Origin of the sequence: Streptomyces sp. NPDC024017, from assembly GCF_040638895.1 — a bacterium.
Lineage (GTDB): Bacteria > Actinomycetota > Actinomycetes > Streptomycetales > Streptomycetaceae > Streptomyces.
The window spans coordinates 223,370-238,950 of record NZ_JBEZYZ010000010.1 but is presented as its reverse complement, the minus strand read 5'-3'; the positions used below and the strand labels follow the sequence as shown (position 1 = coordinate 238,950).

The 15,581-nt window shown below is 71.3% G+C and carries 15 protein-coding genes; 10 read left to right on the top strand and 5 right to left on the bottom strand.

Annotation, left to right across the window (positions count from 1 at the left end; translation table 11 throughout):
• Window positions 1–91: 91 nt before the first annotated feature.
• Window positions 92–967 carry a 3-hydroxybutyryl-CoA dehydrogenase gene (locus AB0G20_RS27190; protein ID WP_361306757.1) on the bottom strand — a complete coding sequence of 292 codons (876 nt, stop codon included), beginning with the start codon at window positions 965–967 and terminating at the stop codon, window positions 92–94.
• A gap of 180 nt (window positions 968–1,147) precedes the next feature.
• Between AB0G20_RS27190 and AB0G20_RS27185 the strand changes: the two genes are divergently transcribed.
• Window positions 1,148–2,377: a family 10 glycosylhydrolase gene (locus AB0G20_RS27185; protein ID WP_361306756.1), complete on the top strand. Its 1,230-nt coding sequence runs from the start codon at window positions 1,148–1,150 to the stop codon at window positions 2,375–2,377.
• Window position 2,378: 1 nt separating this feature from the next.
• On the opposite strand, the gene AB0G20_RS27180 is transcribed toward AB0G20_RS27185, so the two are convergent.
• A complete protein-coding gene (locus AB0G20_RS27180; RefSeq protein ID WP_053668217.1) occupies window positions 2,379–2,579 on the bottom strand; it encodes a DUF1918 domain-containing protein in 201 nt (66 codons plus the stop codon).
• Between the two features lie 93 nt (window positions 2,580–2,672).
• Window positions 2,673–3,593: a DMT family transporter gene (locus tag AB0G20_RS27175; RefSeq protein WP_361306755.1), complete on the bottom strand. Its 921-nt coding sequence runs from the start codon at window positions 3,591–3,593 to the stop codon at window positions 2,673–2,675.
• On the opposite strand from AB0G20_RS27175, the gene AB0G20_RS27170 reads away from it, so the two are divergent.
• The 3 genes from AB0G20_RS27170 to AB0G20_RS27160 all read left to right on the top strand — a co-directional run bounded on the left by AB0G20_RS27170 (window position 3,592) and on the right by AB0G20_RS27160 (window position 6,206).
• Window positions 3,592–5,058, top strand: a complete 1,467-nt coding sequence (locus AB0G20_RS27170; RefSeq protein WP_361306754.1) for a PLP-dependent aminotransferase family protein — start codon at window positions 3,592–3,594, stop codon at window positions 5,056–5,058. The two genes, AB0G20_RS27175 and AB0G20_RS27170, sit on opposite strands and share 2 nt — an antisense overlap.
• Window positions 5,059–5,098: 40 nt before the next feature.
• Entirely contained in the window at window positions 5,099–5,539 is a 441-nt protein-coding gene (locus AB0G20_RS27165; protein WP_361306753.1) for a GNAT family N-acetyltransferase, read from the top strand.
• A gap of 73 nt (window positions 5,540–5,612) precedes the next feature.
• On the top strand, window positions 5,613–6,206 hold the full coding sequence (locus AB0G20_RS27160; RefSeq protein WP_361306752.1) for a histidine phosphatase family protein: 594 nt from the start codon (window positions 5,613–5,615) through the stop codon (window positions 6,204–6,206).
• Here AB0G20_RS27160 and AB0G20_RS27155 read toward each other — a convergent pair.
• Window positions 6,188–6,628 (bottom strand): DUF6314 family protein, encoded by a 441-nt coding sequence (locus tag AB0G20_RS27155; protein WP_361306878.1) that lies wholly within the window; start codon window positions 6,626–6,628, stop codon window positions 6,188–6,190. The two genes, AB0G20_RS27160 and AB0G20_RS27155, sit on opposite strands and share 19 nt — an antisense overlap.
• Window positions 6,629–6,765: 137 nt before the next feature.
• On the opposite strand from AB0G20_RS27155, the gene AB0G20_RS27150 reads away from it, so the two are divergent.
• Window positions 6,766–9,252 carry an alpha-L-arabinofuranosidase C-terminal domain-containing protein gene (locus tag AB0G20_RS27150; RefSeq protein ID WP_361306751.1) on the top strand — a complete coding sequence of 829 codons (2,487 nt, stop codon included), beginning with the start codon at window positions 6,766–6,768 and terminating at the stop codon, window positions 9,250–9,252.
• Between the two features lie 284 nt (window positions 9,253–9,536).
• On the opposite strand, the gene AB0G20_RS27145 is transcribed toward AB0G20_RS27150, so the two are convergent.
• Window positions 9,537–10,205 carry a DUF6215 domain-containing protein gene (locus AB0G20_RS27145; RefSeq protein ID WP_361306750.1) on the bottom strand — a complete coding sequence of 223 codons (669 nt, stop codon included), beginning with the start codon at window positions 10,203–10,205 and terminating at the stop codon, window positions 9,537–9,539.
• Window positions 10,206–10,404: 199 nt separating this feature from the next.
• Between AB0G20_RS27145 and argC the strand changes: the two genes are divergently transcribed.
• From argC to AB0G20_RS27120, 5 genes are all read left to right on the top strand, one after another.
• Complete coding sequence (gene argC, locus AB0G20_RS27140) at window positions 10,405–11,433, top strand: N-acetyl-gamma-glutamyl-phosphate reductase (RefSeq protein ID WP_361306749.1); 1,029 nt, start codon at window positions 10,405–10,407, stop codon at window positions 11,431–11,433.
• Window positions 11,430–12,581 carry a bifunctional glutamate N-acetyltransferase/amino-acid acetyltransferase ArgJ gene (gene argJ, locus AB0G20_RS27135; RefSeq protein WP_361306748.1) on the top strand — a complete coding sequence of 384 codons (1,152 nt, stop codon included), beginning with the start codon at window positions 11,430–11,432 and terminating at the stop codon, window positions 12,579–12,581. The genes argC and argJ overlap by 4 nt, the downstream gene beginning before the upstream one ends.
• 162 nt (window positions 12,582–12,743) lie before the next feature.
• Complete coding sequence (gene argB / locus AB0G20_RS27130; RefSeq protein ID WP_361306747.1) at window positions 12,744–13,679, top strand: acetylglutamate kinase; 936 nt, start codon at window positions 12,744–12,746, stop codon at window positions 13,677–13,679.
• A complete protein-coding gene (locus AB0G20_RS27125) occupies window positions 13,676–14,875 on the top strand; it encodes an acetylornithine transaminase (protein WP_361306746.1) in 1,200 nt (399 codons plus the stop codon). The genes argB and AB0G20_RS27125 overlap by 4 nt, the downstream gene beginning before the upstream one ends.
• A gap of 7 nt (window positions 14,876–14,882) precedes the next feature.
• Window positions 14,883–15,428: an arginine repressor gene (locus AB0G20_RS27120; protein ID WP_104778708.1), complete on the top strand. Its 546-nt coding sequence runs from the start codon at window positions 14,883–14,885 to the stop codon at window positions 15,426–15,428.
• Window positions 15,429–15,581: the final 153 nt, after the last annotated feature.

The following is a 15,581-nucleotide window of genomic DNA, read 5'->3' as shown; positions in this document are numbered from 1 at the left end:
TACCCGGGATGTCATGACGAAGTGGCCAGCCCATCCAGAGACGAGGGGAGTGGCCACGAGCTGCGTTGAGGTGGCTGTGTCAGCCGGGCGGTCAGGCGTAGGTGTAGAAGCCCGAGCCCGTCTTGCGGCCCAGCCGGCCCGCGTCGACCATGCGCTGCAGGAGCGGGGGAGCGGCGTACAGGGGCTCCTTGTACTCCTCGTACATGGACTGCGCGACCGAGGCGACCGTGTCCAGGCCGATCAGGTCGGACAGCTTCAGGGGGCCCATCGGGTGGGCGCAGCCCATCTCCATGCCGTTGTCGATGTCCTCGCGGCTGGCGATGCCCGTCTCGAACATCCGGATCGCGGAGAGCAGGTACGGGATCAGCAGCGCGTTGACCACGAAGCCGGAGCGGTCCTGGGCGCGGATCGCGTGCTTGCCCAGCAGCTTCTCCGTGAACACCTGGGCGCGGCCGATCGTGCCCTCGGACGTGGTGAGCGCCGGGATCAGCTCGACGAGCTTCTGCACCGGGGCCGGGTTGAAGAAGTGGATGCCGATGACCTGGTCGGGCCGCGACGTCGCCACCGCCAGCTTCACCAGCGGGATCGAGGAGGTGTTGGACGCCAGGATCGCGTCGGGCCGGGTCACGACCTGATCGAGCACCTGGAAGATCTCGGTCTTGACCTGCTCGTTCTCGACGACGGCCTCGATCACCAGGTCACGGTCGGCGAACTCGCCGAGGTCCGTGGTGAAGCTCAGCCGGGCCAGCGTGGCCTCCTGCTCCTCCTCGGTGATCTTGCCGCGCTCGGCTGCCTTCGCCAGGGAGGTGAACAGCCGGGTGCGGCCGATCTCCAGGGCTTCGCCGGTGGTCTCGGCGACCATGACGTCCAGGCCGGCCCGGGCGCACACTTCGGCGATCCCCGCGCCCATCTGACCGCAGCCCACGACTCCGACGCGTGCAATGTCTCCCGCTGGGATGTCCGTCACATCGTCCCTTTCGCTGCTGATCCACGTCCGGGCAGACTCGCCGGGTCCCGGTGCCTGCTCCGTTCGTGCACGTTACCGCCAAGTATCGATGATCGATCGCCGGGGTCGGGTCCGCGTCGGGCATGCTGGGTCCGGAGCGATCCGCGGCCGGGCGGATCCGCGGCTTTTTGGGGCATGCGGATGGGACGAGTCTCACGCAGGGCGTTCGCGGTGGCGGCGCTGTCGGCCTTCACGATGATGCCTCAGGCGTCGGCCGCGACCGGACGCCGGGGCGGGGCGCCGGACTCCGAGATGCGGGGCGTCTGGATCGCGTCCGTGGCCAACCGCGACTGGCCGTCGAAGCCCGGGCTGACCGCGTCGCAGCAGCGCGCCGAGCTGCTCACCCACCTCGACACGGCGGTCCGCAACCGGCTCAACACCGTGTTCTTCCAGGTCCGGCCCACGGCGGACGCCCTGTGGCCCTCACCGTACGAGCCCTGGTCGCAGTACCTCACCGGCACCCAGGGCGAGGACCCCGGCTGGGACCCGCTGGGCACGGCCGTCGAGGAGGCGCATGCCCGGGGCCTGAAGCTGCACGCCTGGTTCAATCCGTACCGGATCGCCGTCCACGCCGACCCGTCCCGGCTCGCCGCCTCCCACCCCGCGCGCATGAACCCCGACTGGGTGGTGACGTACGGCGGGAAGCTCTTCTACAACCCGGGGCTGCCCGAGGTCCGTGCCTTCGTCGAGGACGCGATGCTCGACGCGGTGGCGACGTACCCCGTGGACGGCGTCCACTTCGACGACTACTTCTACCCGTACCCCGTGGTGGGGGAGAGCTTCGACGACGACGCGGCCTACGACGAGCACGGCGGCGGCTTCCCGGACCGGGCCGCGTGGCGGCGGGACAACATCGACCTGCTGGTGCGGGAGACGGCGGACCGCGTCAAGGAGGTCCGGCCGAGCGCCCGTTTCGGCATCAGCCCCTTCGGCGTGTGGCGCAACGTCGCCACCGACCCGCTCGGCTCGGACACGCGGGCGGGCGTGCAGACGTACGACGATCTGCACGCGGACACGCGGAAGTGGGTGCGCGAGGGCTGGATCGACTACATCGTCCCGCAGCTCTACTGGAACATCGGCTTCGCCGCCGCCGACTACGCGAAGCTCCTGCCCTGGTGGGCGGAGGCCTCCCGGGACAGCTCGACACAGCTCTACGTGGGGGAGGCGCTGTACAAGGCCGGCGACCCGGCGCAGCCCGCGGCGTGGCAGGAGACGGGCGAGCTGTCCCGGCACCTGACGCTGGCCGGGGAGCACCCGCAGGTGCGCGGACACGTCTACTTCGCCGCCAAGGACGTGGCGGCCGACCGGATCGGGGCGATGGCGCGGGTGGTCGCCGACCACTACGGGCAGCCGGCGTCACCCCCGCGCTGAGTCATGGCCCGGTGGTGGTCTCCCGGTGCCGGATCTCCGTGTCGGGACCCGGGGAGCACACGCCCTCGTGCCCGTCCTCGAACCGGACGCGGTACGGCGGGTTGCCCTCCTGGCCGAGCACTTCGACGATCTCGCCGATCTTGTCGTGCTGACCGACCACCCTGCCGTGCTGGACAAGCTGGTCGCCCACGGTTGCGCGCATCTGGGGCCTCCTCACGAGGTGCGGAGCAGCGGTCCGTGGCCTCCGAGTCTACGGCGGGGGGCGCCTGTCGGCAGTGGCCGTGCGCCGTCCCGCTCAGCCGCGTGATCGCTGTGTGACGGCGATGCAGACCAGCACCGCCGCGGCCGTCAGCGGGGCGGCGACCGTGAGGTGCTCGCCCAGCAGCAGCACCGACCACACCAGTGTGAGCAGCGGCTGGGCGAGCTGCAACTGGCTGGCCTTGGGGATGCCGATGGCCGCCATGCCGCGGTACCAGACGACCAGCCCGACGAACTGCGAGCCCGCCGCGACCCACAGCAGGCCGGTGACGCTGTGCGCGGTCAGCCGCACGGGTTCGTGCGCCAGCGCGAGCGCGGCCACCGGCACGGTCAGCGGCAGGCACAGCACGAGCGCCCAGCCGATCACCTGCCAGCCCGGCACGACCCGGGCCAGCCGGCCGCCCTCGGTGTACCCGGCCGCGCAGACCAGCAGCGCGGCGAACAGGTACAGGTCGGCGGTGCTCAGGGCGCCGCCGCTCTGCTGCACGGTGAAGGCCAGCACCGCCGCCGCGCCCGCGAGGGCGGCGACCCAGAAGGTGCGCGAGGGCCGGGTGCCGATGCGCAGGGCGGAGCAGAGCGCGGTGGTCAGCGGCAGCAGTCCGACCACGACGGCGGCGTGCGCGGTGGTGGAGGTCTCCAGGGCCAGCGTGGTCAGCAGCGGGAAACCGAGGACGACACCGGCCCCGACGACCGCGAGGCCCGGCCAGTGCCGCCGGGCGGGCGGCGGCACCCGCAGCACCAGCAGACAGCCGCCCGCGATCACCGCGGCCAGGACGCTCCGCACGGCGACGAGCGACCAGGGCCCGAAGCCCTCCAGCCCCCAGGCGGTCGCGGGGAACGTGAGGGAGAAGGCGACGACACCCAGGGCGGCCTGGAGGGTGCCGAAGCCGGGGCGCTCCGGGGCCGGGGTGGCGACTGCTATCGGAGACGGCGCAGTAGCGCTACTCTGTGCTCTCATGCACGCGCGTAGCAGCGTAGGTGAACTGGCGGAACGACTGAGACGGGAGCTCGACCGCTACTCGCCCGGAGGAAAGCTGCCGTCGAGCCGGGCGCTCGTCGAGCGGTTCCGGGTGAGCCCGGTGACGGTGTCGCGGGCCCTGGCGCAGCTCGCCGCCGAGGGTCTGGTGGTCACCCGGCCCGGCGCGGGCGCGTTCCGTGCGCGGACCCGGACGGCACCGGACCCCGCGGGGGACACCTCCTGGCAGGAGGTCGCCCTCAGCGCGGACGGCGCCACCGACCTCGTGCCGCGCTCCGTGGACGCCTCCGGGGTGCTGGTGTCGCTGGCCGCGCCGCCGCCCGGCGTGATCGAGTTCAACGGCGGCTATCTGCACCCGTCGTTGCAGCCGGAGCGGGCCATGGCCGCCGCCCTCTCGCGCGCCGGGCGCCGTCCCGGTGCCTGGGGGCGCCCGCCCATGGAGGGGCTGCCGGAGCTGCGCGAGTGGTTCGCGCGGAGCATCGGCGGCCCGGTCACGGCCGCCGAGGTGCTGGTCACCGCAGGCGGGCAGTCCGCGCTCACCACCGCCCTGCGCGCCCTCGCCCCGCCCGGTGCCCCCGTCCTGGTCGAATCGCCGACCTACCCCGGCATGCTCGCCATCGCCCGGGCCGCCGGACTGCGCCCGGTCCCGGTCCCGGTGGACGCCGACGGCGTGCGACCGGAGCTGCTCGCGGACGCGTTCCGCGCCACCGGCGCCCCGGCCTTCGTCTGCCAGCCGCTCTTCCAGAACCCCACCGGTGCCGTGCTCGCACCCGGACGGCGCGCCGAGGTGCTGCGCATCGCCCGCGAGGCCGGCGCGTTCGTCGTCGAGGACGACTTCGTGCGCCGGCTCGTGCACGAGGACGCCGGGCCGCTGCCCCGCCCGCTGGCCGCCGACGACCCCGACGGCGTCGTCGTGCACGTCTCCTCGCTCACCAAGGCGACCTCCCCGAGCTTCCGGGTGAGCGCTCTGGCGGCCCGGGGGCCGGTCCTGGAGCGGCTGCGCGCCATCCAGGTCGTGGACACGTTCTTCGTGCCGCGCCCCCTCCAGGAGGCCGCCCTCGAACTCGTCGGCTCGCCCGCCTGGCCGCGTCATCTGCGGGCCGTCTCCGCCGAGTTGAAGGCCCGCCGGGACGCGATGACCGGCGCCCTCGCCCTGCACCTGCCGGAACTCGCCCTGCCGCACATCCCGTCCGGCGGTTACCACCTGTGGCCACGCCTGCCCGACGGCACTGGGGGCACCTCCCAGGCTTTCGGCTCTGGGGGAGAGGCGGCCCTGGTGTCCGCCGCCCTCCGCGCCGGGGTCGCGATCACCCCCGGCCGCCCCTACTTCAGCGCCGAGCCGCCCGCCGGGCACGTCCGCCTGAGCTTCGCCGCGGTCGCCGGGACCGGGGAGATCGCCGAGGGCGTCCGGCGGCTGCGTACAGCCTGTGACGAGGTGCTGGGATAACCGCTCGACTGCCTCCGGGCAGCCTGCGAGCATCGCGAACATGACCGACACCCCGAGCCTGCCCGAGGGCTACGAGATCTCCACCGACCCCGGCCGCGTCGACCGCGAGCGCGTGCACCACTGGCTGTCCACCGACGCGTACTGGGCGCTGGGGCGCCCGCGTGAGAAGCAGGACCGGGCGATCGAGGGGTCGCTCAACTTCGGCGTGTACGAGACGGTGTCGGGGGAGCAGGTCGCGTACGCCCGGGTGATCACCGACCGGGCGACCTTCGGGTGGCTGTGCGACGTGTACGTCGATCCCTCGGTGCGCGGCAAGGGAGTGGGGGGCGCGCTGGTGGGCGCCGTTCGGGACGAGATGCGGCAGTACGGGGTGCGGCGCGTTCTCCTCGCCACGCACGACGCGCACGGGGTCTACGCGAAACTCGGGTTCGCCGGTCTGGAGCGGCCCGAGCACTGGATGGTGCTCGTCTTCGGCCAGTGAAGGCCGGCGCACCCTCGGTAACTCGTAGGTAACACCCCTTGACCTGCGCACTTGCTGCGCCCACGATCGCGGCATGCCACTTCGGGTCACGTTCGTCGCCGCCGCGCGCAGCTCTCCGCTGCTCGCCGAGCGTTTCGAGGACGACCGGCCGCTGGACCAGGCCGGCTGGGGCGAGGTCGAGCGCGTCGCCCGCGAGCTGCTGCCGCTCGCCGCGGCCGAACTGCGCTACTGCTCGCCGACTCCGCGCAGCCGGGCGACGGGGGAGGGGCTCGGGTACGCGCCCCTGGTGCAGCTCGGCCTGCGCGACTGCGACATGGGCCGGTGGCGCGGGCTGACCCTGGGCGAGGCGATGGCCCGGGAGCCGGATGCCGTGGACGCCTGGCTCGCCGACCCGCGCGCCACACCGCACGGCGGTGAGTCGCTGGTCGACTTCATCACCCGCGTCGGCGGCTGGCTCGACACCCGGCCCGTCGAGGACGGCTGCCGCGTCGTGGCGGTGGCCGAGCCGTCCGTGATCCGGGCGGCCCTGGTGTACGCCCTGAAGGCACCACCGTCGACGTACTGGAACATCGACGTCCGCCCGTTGTCGACGACCTCTCTGACGGGTCGGGCGGGCCGCTGGAACCTGCGCTTCGACGGGGCTCAGCCTCAGCCTTCGCGCGCGTAGTCGGTCCGCAGCACCAGGTCCTTGGCGGGGCCGCGGACGCGCCAGACCGTCCGCCAGTGGTCCATGTCGCGGACGGTGAACTCGCCGCGGTAGAGGTCCGCCGAACAGGGATGGTCGGCGGCATGCCGGCCGGACGTCAGGTCCAGGTCGTGGAACGGCCGTCCGTCGGCGAACCGCACGTCCGCCGTGCCGCCCGGGCCGGGCAGGAACGTCAGCGTCCGCTCCGCGGGCCGGGCGACGCCCTGCCAGACGAAGGTGCCGGACTCGTGGTGCAGCAACCCGCCGGTCTCCTCCGTGCGGAACTCGGTGGTTCCGGTGAACTCCCCTGCCGCGCCGCTCGCGAGATCCCGCACCGACCGTGACACCCGCCAGCGCCCGGCCAGATACGCCAGTACATCCGGCACTGGCCAGAACTCGCCCATCCTGCCCCGCTCTCCGTCCCAGCCGTTGCTGCGCGACCCATTGACGCGCATGCGCCCCCTCCCTATCTTGCCGTTCGAAGTGCTGATCAACGTCTGATATTTCGAACACTCCTCTACCAGAGAGCCGCGGAGTATCCATGCCAAGCACCGCCGCCCGCACCCGATGGAGACTGGGTCTCACGACCACCGCCCTCCTGACGGCAGCGGCCCTCATACCGGCCCCCGCGCACGCCGAGGACGTCACCGACTACGAGATCACCGTCGACCCGTCCGCGAAGGGCGCCGCGATCGACGACACGATGTACGGCGTCTTCTTCGAGGACATCAACCGGGCCGCCGACGGCGGTCTGTACGCCGAGCTCGTGCAGAACCGCTCCTTCGAGTACTCCACCGCCGACAACGGCTCCTACACGCCCCTGACCTCCTGGACGGTCGGCGGCACGGCCCAGGTCGTGAACGACGCCGGGCGGCTCAACGAACGCAACCGCAACTACCTCTCCCTGGGTGCCGGTTCGTCCGTCACGAACGCCGGCTACAACACCGGAATCAGGGTCGAGCAGGGCAAGCGGTACGACTTCTCCGTGTGGGCCCGTGCCGAGAGCGGCAGCACGCTCACCGTCTCTCTGAAGGACGCATCGGGCAGCCTCGCCACGGCCCGCCAGGTCGCCGTGAAGGGAGGCTGGGCCAAGCACAAGGCCACGTTCACGGCGACCCGCACGAGCAACCGCGGACGGCTCGCCGTCGCCTCGACGAACACCGCCGCGCTCGACGAGGTGTCGCTGTTCCCGCGCGAGACGTACAAGAACCAGCCGAACGGCCTGCGCAAGGACCTCGCCGAGAAGATCGCCGCCCTGAAGCCGGGCTTCGTGCGCTTCCCCGGCGGCTGCCTGGTCAACACCGGCTCCATGGAGGACTACAGCGAGGCCTCGAACTGGCAGCGCAAGCGCAGCTACCAGTGGAAGGACACCGTAGGCCCGGTCGAGGAGCGCGCCACCAACGCCAACTTCTGGGGCTACAACCAGAGCTACGGCCTCGGCTACTACGAGTACTTCCGCTTCTCCGAGGACATCGGCGCCATGCCGCTGCCCGTCGTCCCCGCCCTGGTGACCGGCTGCGGCCAGAACAAGGCCACCGACGACGACGCCCTGCTCAAGCGCCACATCCAGGACACCCTCGACCTCATCGAGTTCGCCAACGGCCCGGCGACCTCGAAGTGGGGCAAGGTCCGCGCGCGGATGGGCCACCCCAAGCCCTTCCACCTGACCCACCTCGGAGTCGGCAACGAGGAGAACCTCCCCGAGGAGTTCTTCGCCCGCTTCGAGCAGTTCCGGACCGCCATCAAGGCGAAGTACCCGGACATCACCGTCATCTCCAACTCCGGCCCGGACGACGCCGGCTCGACCTTCGACACCGCCTGGCAGCTGAACCGCGAGGGCAAGGTCGACATGGTCGACGAGCACTACTACAACAGCCCGAACTGGTTCCTGCAGAACAACGACCGCTACGACTCCTACGACCGCAAGGGTCCCAAGGTCTTCCTCGGTGAGTACGCCTCGCAGGGCAACGCCTGGAAGAACGGCCTCTCCGAAGCCGCCTTCATGACCGGCCTGGAGCGCAACGCGGACATCGTCAAGCTGGCCTCGTACGCCCCGCTGCTGGCCAACGAGGACTACGTCCAGTGGCGGCCGGACATGATCTGGTTCAACAACCGGGCCTCGTGGAACTCGGCCAACTACGAGGTCCAGAAGCTGTTCATGAACAACGTCGGCGACCGCGTGGTCCCCTCCAAGGCCACCGGGACCCCGGACGTCAGCGGTCCCATCACCGGTGCCGTCGGCCTGTCGACGTGGGCGACCAGCGCCGCGTACGACGACGTGAAGGTGACCTCGGCGGACGGCTCGACGCTGCTGGCCGACGACTTCTCCGGTGACGCCTCGAAGTGGACCACCGGCGGCCGGGGAAGCTGGAGCGTCCAGGACGGGAGTTACGTCCAGACCGACACCGCCGCCGAGAACACCCTGGTCACGGCGGGCGACCCGGCCTGGAAGGACTACGACCTGCATGTGAAGGCCACCAAGAAGTCCGGCAAGGAGGGCTTCCTCGTCGCCTTCGGCGTCAAGGACACCGGCAACTACTACTGGTGGAACCTGGGCGGCTGGAACAACACCCAGTCCGCGATCGAGCAGGCCGTGGACGGCGGCAAGGGCACCCTGATGACGAAGGCCGGGTCGATCGAGACGGGCCGGGCCTACGACATCGACATCAAGGTGCGCGGCCGCCAGGTCACCCTGTTCCTGGACGGCAAGGAGTGGGGCAGCTTCAAGGACGACAAGCCGGCCGAGCCGTTCCGCCAGGTCGTGACCAAGGACGCCAAGACCGGTGACCTGATCGTCAAGGTCGTCAACGCCCAGTCCGCCGAGGCCCGCACGGCCGTCGACCTGGGTGGCGCGAAGGTCGCCTCCACGGCCCGCGTGACCACGCTGGCCGCCGAGGAGGACGCCGTCAACACGGAGACGGACTCGCCGGTGACGCCGGTGACGTCCACCTTCCGGGGCGTGGCCGGGAAGTTCACGTACACCTTCCCGGCGAACTCCGTCACGTTCCTGCGGATCAAGCAGAGATAGCGGGACGCGCGGGGGCCGCCGTCATCCGGGACGGCGGCCCACCGTGTCCTCTCACCCGTAGCAGAGGCCGTTGCGGGACCAGGTCCACAGGGTCCCGCAGCCGCTGTCGGACCGTACGCACGAGTCCTCGACCCAGATGCAGGAACTGCCCCAGCACTTGCTGTGCACCGCGCGGCGGTGGGCGCGCACCCCGTCACTGCCCGCCCGCAGCAGGGTCGGCGCCCAGGGGCGTGCGTGCCGTAGGCCCGCTCACGCCACCCCGTAGGCCTCGATCCGGCGCGGGCTCACCCGCGCGACCTCCACCCCGGGAGCGTCTGCAGCACCCTCTCCGCGACGCGCAGCAGCACTTCATCCTCCGGCACGCCTCCGTCCGCGCGCCACAGGGTGACGTCGACGGAACCGCCGCGGTCCTTCGTGTCCTGGGCGACAGTGAGGGCCCGGGCCGGAACACCGGGGCCGCTGTCGGCGTCGCCGCCGTCGAGGCGGAAGCGGATCTCGATGGTGCGGTCCGAGTAGAGGACCCCCGGGCGGCCCAGCATCTTCTGCGGGCGGGCGTCGCTTCCGAGCAGCGCCTCCGACCCGGCCACCGGCAGACCGTCGTAGGTCGCCGCGAGCGTCACGGTGTACGTCTCGAACTCGACCTGCGCCTGCGGGGTGGCGATCTTCTTGCCGCCGGGGGACCCGAAGGAACTGTCGCTGCCGGATGCGGTCTTCGCGATCTCCGTCGGCGTGCCCAGTAGTGCGGCCAGGTCCGGCCGGTTCAGCGCCTCGCACAGCTGCGCGCCGGTCAGGCGTTTGCCCTTCGGTGCCGGAGTCTCCCCGTCGGAGCAGGTGGCGGGCTTCGGCTCGCTCTCCGCGGCCGACGTCTTCGCGAGCCCCCAGAAGCCCGCGCCGAGCGCCCCCACCAGCGCCACCGCCGCGAGCGCCTGCCCCCATGCGCTCGTTCTCGTCATGGGCGCGTCGATTTCCTCGGCCATGTCCCCCCACCCGCCGTGAATCCCCTGTGAAATGTGCCACGGGACCTTAACCTGTGGTCATGGCCAGGACAAAGCCGGTTTCCGGGGCCGTCGTCCGGCCGTCGTGCCGCCCATGAATGAGATTGCATAAACGTGCATCGAAACGTATAGTCATGCCCTCTAAGGAGGAGGATCCATGGCGGTACGTGCGGCAGTGGCCGGAGCGAGTGGGTACGCGGGCGGGGAACTGCTGCGTCTGCTCCTGGCGCACCCCGAGGTCGAGATCGGTGCCCTGACCGGCAACTCGAACGCGGGGCAGAAGCTCGGTGCGCTCCAGCCGCACCTGCTGCCCCTGGCCGGCCGAGTGCTCCAGGAGACCACCCCCGAGGTCCTCGCGGGTCACGACGTCGTCTTCCTCGCGCTGCCGCACGGGCAGTCCGCCGCCGTCGCCGAGCAGCTCGGCCCGGACGTGCTGGTGATCGACATGGGGGCCGACTTCCGGCTGACGGACGCCGCCGCCTGGGAGCAGTTCTACGGCTCGCCGCACGCCGGAACCTGGCCCTACGGCCTTCCCGAACTGCCGGGTGCCCGCGCCGCGCTGGAGGGGTCCAAGCGCGTCGCGGTGCCCGGTTGCTACCCGACCGCCGTCTCCCTGGCCCTCTTCCCGGCGTACGCGGCCGGCCTGGCCGGGCCCGAGGCCGTGATCGTCGCCGCGTCCGGCACCTCCGGCGCGGGCAAGGCGCCCAAGCCACACCTGCTGGGCAGCGAGGTCATGGGGTCGATGTCCCCCTACGGCGTCGGCGGCGGGCACCGGCACACCCCCGAGATCACCCAGAACCTCAGCGCGGCCGCCGGTACACCGGTCACGGTGTCCTTCACCCCGACCCTCGCGCCGATGCCGCGCGGGATCCTCGCCACCTGCAGTGCCAAGGCCGCCGAGGGCGTCACGGGCGAGTCCCTGCGCGCCGCCTACGAGAAGGCCTTCGCCGACGAGCCGTTCGTGCACCTGCTTCCCGAGGGGCAGTGGCCCGCCACGGCGTCCGTCTACGGTTCGAACGCCGTTCAGGTGCAGGTCGCGCACGACGCGGCCGCCGGACGGATCATCGTGATCAGCGCCATCGACAACCTCACCAAGGGCACCGCGGGCGGTGCCGTCCAGAGCATGAACATCGCCCTGGGTCTCGACGAGACCACCGGACTGACGACGATCGGAGTTGCGCCGTGAGTGTGACGGCAGCAAAGGGATTCACGGCGGCGGGCATCGCCGCCGGGATCAAGGAGAACGGCAACCCCGACCTGGCCCTCGTGGTCAACACCGGCCCCCGCCGCGCCGCCGCCGGCGTGTTCACCTCCAACCGTGTGAAGGCCGCGCCGGTCCTGTGGTCCGAGCAGGTGCTGAAGAGCGGCCAGGTGTCCGCCGTCGTCCTCAACTCCGGTGGTGCCAACGCCTGTACGGGCCCCAAGGGCTTCCAGGACACCCACGCGACCGCCGAGAAGGCCGCCGAGGTCCTCGGGCGGGGCGCCATCGAGGTGGCCGTCTGCTCGACCGGCCTCATCGGCGTCCTGCTCCCCATGGACAAACTGCTCCCCGGCGTGGAGACGGCCGCGGCCCAGCTCTCCGAGCACGGCGGTGAGAAGGCCGCGATCGCCATCAAGACCACCGACACCGTCCACAAGACGTCCGTCGTCACCAAGGACGGCTGGACCGTCGGCGGCATGGCCAAGGGCGCGGGCATGCTCGCCCCCGGCCTCGCCACCATGCTCGTCGTCCTCACCACCGACGCCGCCCTCGACGACGAGCTGCTCGACAAGGCCCTGCGCGACGCCACCCGCACGACCTTCGACCGGGTCGACTCCGACGGCTGCATGTCCACCAACGACACCGTGCTGCTGCTCGCCTCCGGCGCCGCCGAAGTCACCCCGGAATACGAGGAGTTCGCCGAGGCAGTACGGCAGGTCTGCGACGACCTCGGCCAGCAGCTCATCCGGGACGCCGAGGGCGCCAGCAAGGACATCAAGGTCGAGGTGATCAACGCCGCGTCCGAGGACGACGCCGTCGAGGTTGGCCGCTCCATCGCCCGCAACAACCTCCTCAAGTGCGCCATCCACGGCGAGGACCCCAACTGGGGCCGGGTGCTCTCCGCGATCGGCACCACGCAGGCCGCCTTCGAGCCCGACCGGCTCAACGTCGCCATCAACGGCGTCTGGGTCTGCAAGAACGGCGGAGTCGGCGAGGACCGCGACAAGGTCGACATGCGCTACCGCGAGGTCCGCATCACAGCGGACCTCGCGGCAGGCAGTGAGTCAGCGGTGATCTGGACCAACGACCTGACGGCCGACTATGTCCACGAGAACAGCGCGTACTCGTCTTGACGTGCCCGCTTGGTTGTCGCGGGTCCTCGTCGTCGCCGACGAGGGTTCCTGTTTCACTGGCGCCAGCTCGCCCCGGACTAGTCCGCGATGAGTCTTACGTCGCCTCCGCAGGCCAGCACCGCCCGCCCGGCGGCTGATCCGAGATCTTTCCGAAAGTCGGCTATGACGGTCAATCACTCAGACGAGCGACATTCCACGACCCGTAAACACACGGCATTGCCCAAGGCGCAGATCCTCATCGAGGCGCTGCCCTGGCTGGTCCGGCACAACGGCAAGACGGTCGTCATCAAGTTCGGCGGCAACGCCATGATCGACGAGGACCTGAAGGCCGCCTTCGCCCAGGACGTCGTGTTCCTGCACCACGCCGGTCTCAAGCCCGTCGTGGTGCACGGTGGCGGTCCGCAGATCAGCGCCGCCCTCGACCAGCACGGCATCGTCAGCGAGTTCAAGGCGGGCCTCAGGGTGACCACCGAGGACGCCATGGACGTCGTACGGATGGTGCTCGCCGGACAGGTCCAGCGCGAACTGGTCGGGCTGCTCAACCAGCACGGGCCGCTCGCCGTCGGCCTCACCGGCGAGGACGCGCACACCATCACCGCCACCAAGCACCAGCCCGAGATCGACGGCGAACTGGTCGACATCGGCCGGGTCGGCGAGATCACCGCCATCGACACCGGCGCGATCGAGGCCCTGCTCGCCGACGGCCGCATCCCGGTCGTCTCCTCGATCGCCCGCTCCCAGGACGACGGACATGTCTACAACGTCAATGCTGATACGGCGGCTGCGGCACTCGCTGCTGCACTGGACGCCGAAACCCTCATGGTCCTCACGGACGTCGAGGGCCTCTACGAGGACTGGCCGCACAGTGACGAGGTGATCAGCCGCCTCACGGCCGCAGAGCTGGAGCGGCTGCTGCCGGACCTGTCGTCCGGCATGGTGCCGAAGATGGAGGGCTGCCTGCACGCCGTGCGCAACGGCGTGACCACCGCCCGCGTCATCGACGGCCGGGTCCAGCACTCGATCCTGCTGGAGATCTTCACCGACGAGGGCATCGGCACGATGGTCGTGCCCGACGAGCAAGAGGGGGAAGCCGTATGACCGCCCATCAGGAGTACGCCGAGCGGTGGCAAGGCGCGCTCATGAACAACTACGGCACTCCGCTGCTGCCCCTGGTACGCGGCGAGGGCACCCGCGTCTGGGACGCCGACGGCACCTCCTACCTCGACTTCGTCGGCGGCATCGCCACCAACGCCCTCGGCCACGCCCACCCGGCGGTCGTCGAGGCCGTGAGCCGCCAGATCGGCTCCCTCGGCCACATCTCCAACTTCTTCATGGCCGAGCCGACCGTCGCCCTCGCCGAGCGGCTGCTCCGCCTCTTCGGCCGGGACGGCAAGGTCTTCTTCTGCAACTCCGGCGCCGAGGCCAACGAGGCCGCCTTCAAGATCGGCCGGCTGACCGGCCGGGCCCACATCGTCGCCACCGAGGGCGCCTTCCACGGGCGGACCATGGGCGCCTTGGCGATGACCGGCCAGGCCGGCAAGCGCGAGCCGTTCCTGCCGCTGCCCGGCGACGTCACCCACGTGCCCTTCGGCGACGCGCAGGCCCTGGCCGCCGCCGTCACCGAGGAGACGGCGCTCGTCATCCTGGAGCCGATCCAGGGCGAGCTCGGCGTCGTCGTCCCGCCGGCCGGCTACCTCAAGGCCGCCCGGGCCATCACCGCCGCGACGGGGGCGCTCCTGGTCCTCGACGAGGTGCAGACCGGCATCGGCCGGACCGGGCACTGGTTCGAGTACCAGGCCCACGAGGGCGTCCTGCCCGACATCGTCACCCTCGCCAAGCAGCTCGGCGGCGGGCTGCCGCTCGGCGCCACCGTCGCCTTCGGCCGTGCGGCCGACCTGCTCCAGCCCGGCCAGCACGGCACGACCTTCGGCGGCAACCCCGTCGCGTGCGCCGCCGGGCTCGCCGTCCTCGACACCATCGAGAACGAGGGGTTGCTGGAGAACGTCAAGCGGCAGAGCGAGAGGTTGCTGGACGGAATCGAGGGCCTCGGCCATCAGTTGATCGATTTCGTCCGGGGCACGGGACTCCTCCTGGGTATCGTGCTCACCGAGCCGCTCGCGCCCCAGCTGCGCCAGGCGGCTCAGGAGGCCGGATTCCTGGTGAACGTGCCCGCCCCCGACGTCGTCCGGCTGATGCCGCCGCTGAACCTCGGCGACGACGAGGTGGACGCGTTCCTCGGGGCGCTGCCCGGCATCCTCCAGGCAGTGAGCGGGGACGGACGATCCGGGGAATGAGACGACGATGAGTCAGGCGCAGGACCACGAGCAGCCGGGGGCGAACGGGCCCGCCGTGCCGCAGACCCGCACCGCCCGCCACCGCCGGATCGTGGACATCCTCAACCGGCAGCCGGTCCGCTCGCAGAGCCAGCTGGCGAAGCTGCTCGCCGACGACGGGCTGAGCGTCACGCAGGCGACGCTCAGCCGGGACCTGGACGAACTGAACGCGGTGAAGATCCGCAACGCCGATGGCGACCTGATCTACGCGGTGCCCAGCGAGGGCGGGTTCCGTACGCCCCGGGCGCCGCTGGGCGGGTCGGCGAAGGAGGAGCGGATGCGGCGGCTCTCGCAGGAGCTGCTGATCTCCGCGGAGGCCTCGGCGAACCTCGTGGTGCTGCGTACCCCTCCGGGGGCGGCGCAGTTCCTGGCCTCGGCGATCGACCAGGCCGAGCTGCACGACATCCTGGGGACGATCGCGGGTGACGACACGCTGATGCTGATCAGCAGGAACCCCGATGGGGGGCAGGCGCTGGCGGATCATCTGCTGAGGCTGGCGCAGAACGGGCACTGAGGCTCGTCGTTCGGGTGCGGGTGAGCAGTGGCTGATCGCGCAGTTCCCCGCGCCCCTGAGGGCCGTAGCGGTGCGGGCGGGTGTCTGTGTGCGGGTGCGCTGTGGCCGTTCGCGCAGTTCCCCGCGCCCCTGAGGGCGTATGCCCCGGCTGCG

Bases quoted from the DNA above. Each gene is read 5' to 3' on its own strand.
- argB (WP_361306747.1), top strand. From the start codon at position 12,744: ATGACGGTCAATCACTCAGACGAGCGACATTCCACGACCCGTAAACAC.
- AB0G20_RS27165 (WP_361306753.1), top strand. From the start codon at position 5,099: ATGACCGACACCCCGAGCCTGCCCGAGGGCTACGAGATCTCCACCGAC.
- AB0G20_RS27175 (WP_361306755.1), bottom strand. From the start codon at position 3,593: ATGAGAGCACAGAGTAGCGCTACTGCGCCGTCTCCGATAGCAGTCGCC.
- AB0G20_RS27145 (WP_361306750.1), bottom strand. From the start codon at position 10,205: ATGACGAGAACGAGCGCATGGGGGCAGGCGCTCGCGGCGGTGGCGCTG.
- AB0G20_RS27125 (WP_361306746.1), top strand. From the start codon at position 13,676: ATGACCGCCCATCAGGAGTACGCCGAGCGGTGGCAAGGCGCGCTCATG.
- AB0G20_RS27170 (WP_361306754.1), top strand. From the start codon at position 3,592: ATGCACGCGCGTAGCAGCGTAGGTGAACTGGCGGAACGACTGAGACGG.
- AB0G20_RS27185 (WP_361306756.1), top strand. From the start codon at position 1,148: ATGGGACGAGTCTCACGCAGGGCGTTCGCGGTGGCGGCGCTGTCGGCC.
- argC (WP_361306749.1), top strand. From the start codon at position 10,405: ATGGCGGTACGTGCGGCAGTGGCCGGAGCGAGTGGGTACGCGGGCGGG.
- AB0G20_RS27120 (WP_104778708.1), top strand. From the start codon at position 14,883: ATGAGTCAGGCGCAGGACCACGAGCAGCCGGGGGCGAACGGGCCCGCC.
- AB0G20_RS27160 (WP_361306752.1), top strand. From the start codon at position 5,613: ATGCCACTTCGGGTCACGTTCGTCGCCGCCGCGCGCAGCTCTCCGCTG.
- AB0G20_RS27180 (WP_053668217.1), bottom strand. From the start codon at position 2,579: ATGCGCGCAACCGTGGGCGACCAGCTTGTCCAGCACGGCAGGGTGGTC.
- AB0G20_RS27155 (WP_361306878.1), bottom strand. From the start codon at position 6,628: ATGGGCGAGTTCTGGCCAGTGCCGGATGTACTGGCGTATCTGGCCGGG.
- AB0G20_RS27150 (WP_361306751.1), top strand. From the start codon at position 6,766: ATGCCAAGCACCGCCGCCCGCACCCGATGGAGACTGGGTCTCACGACC.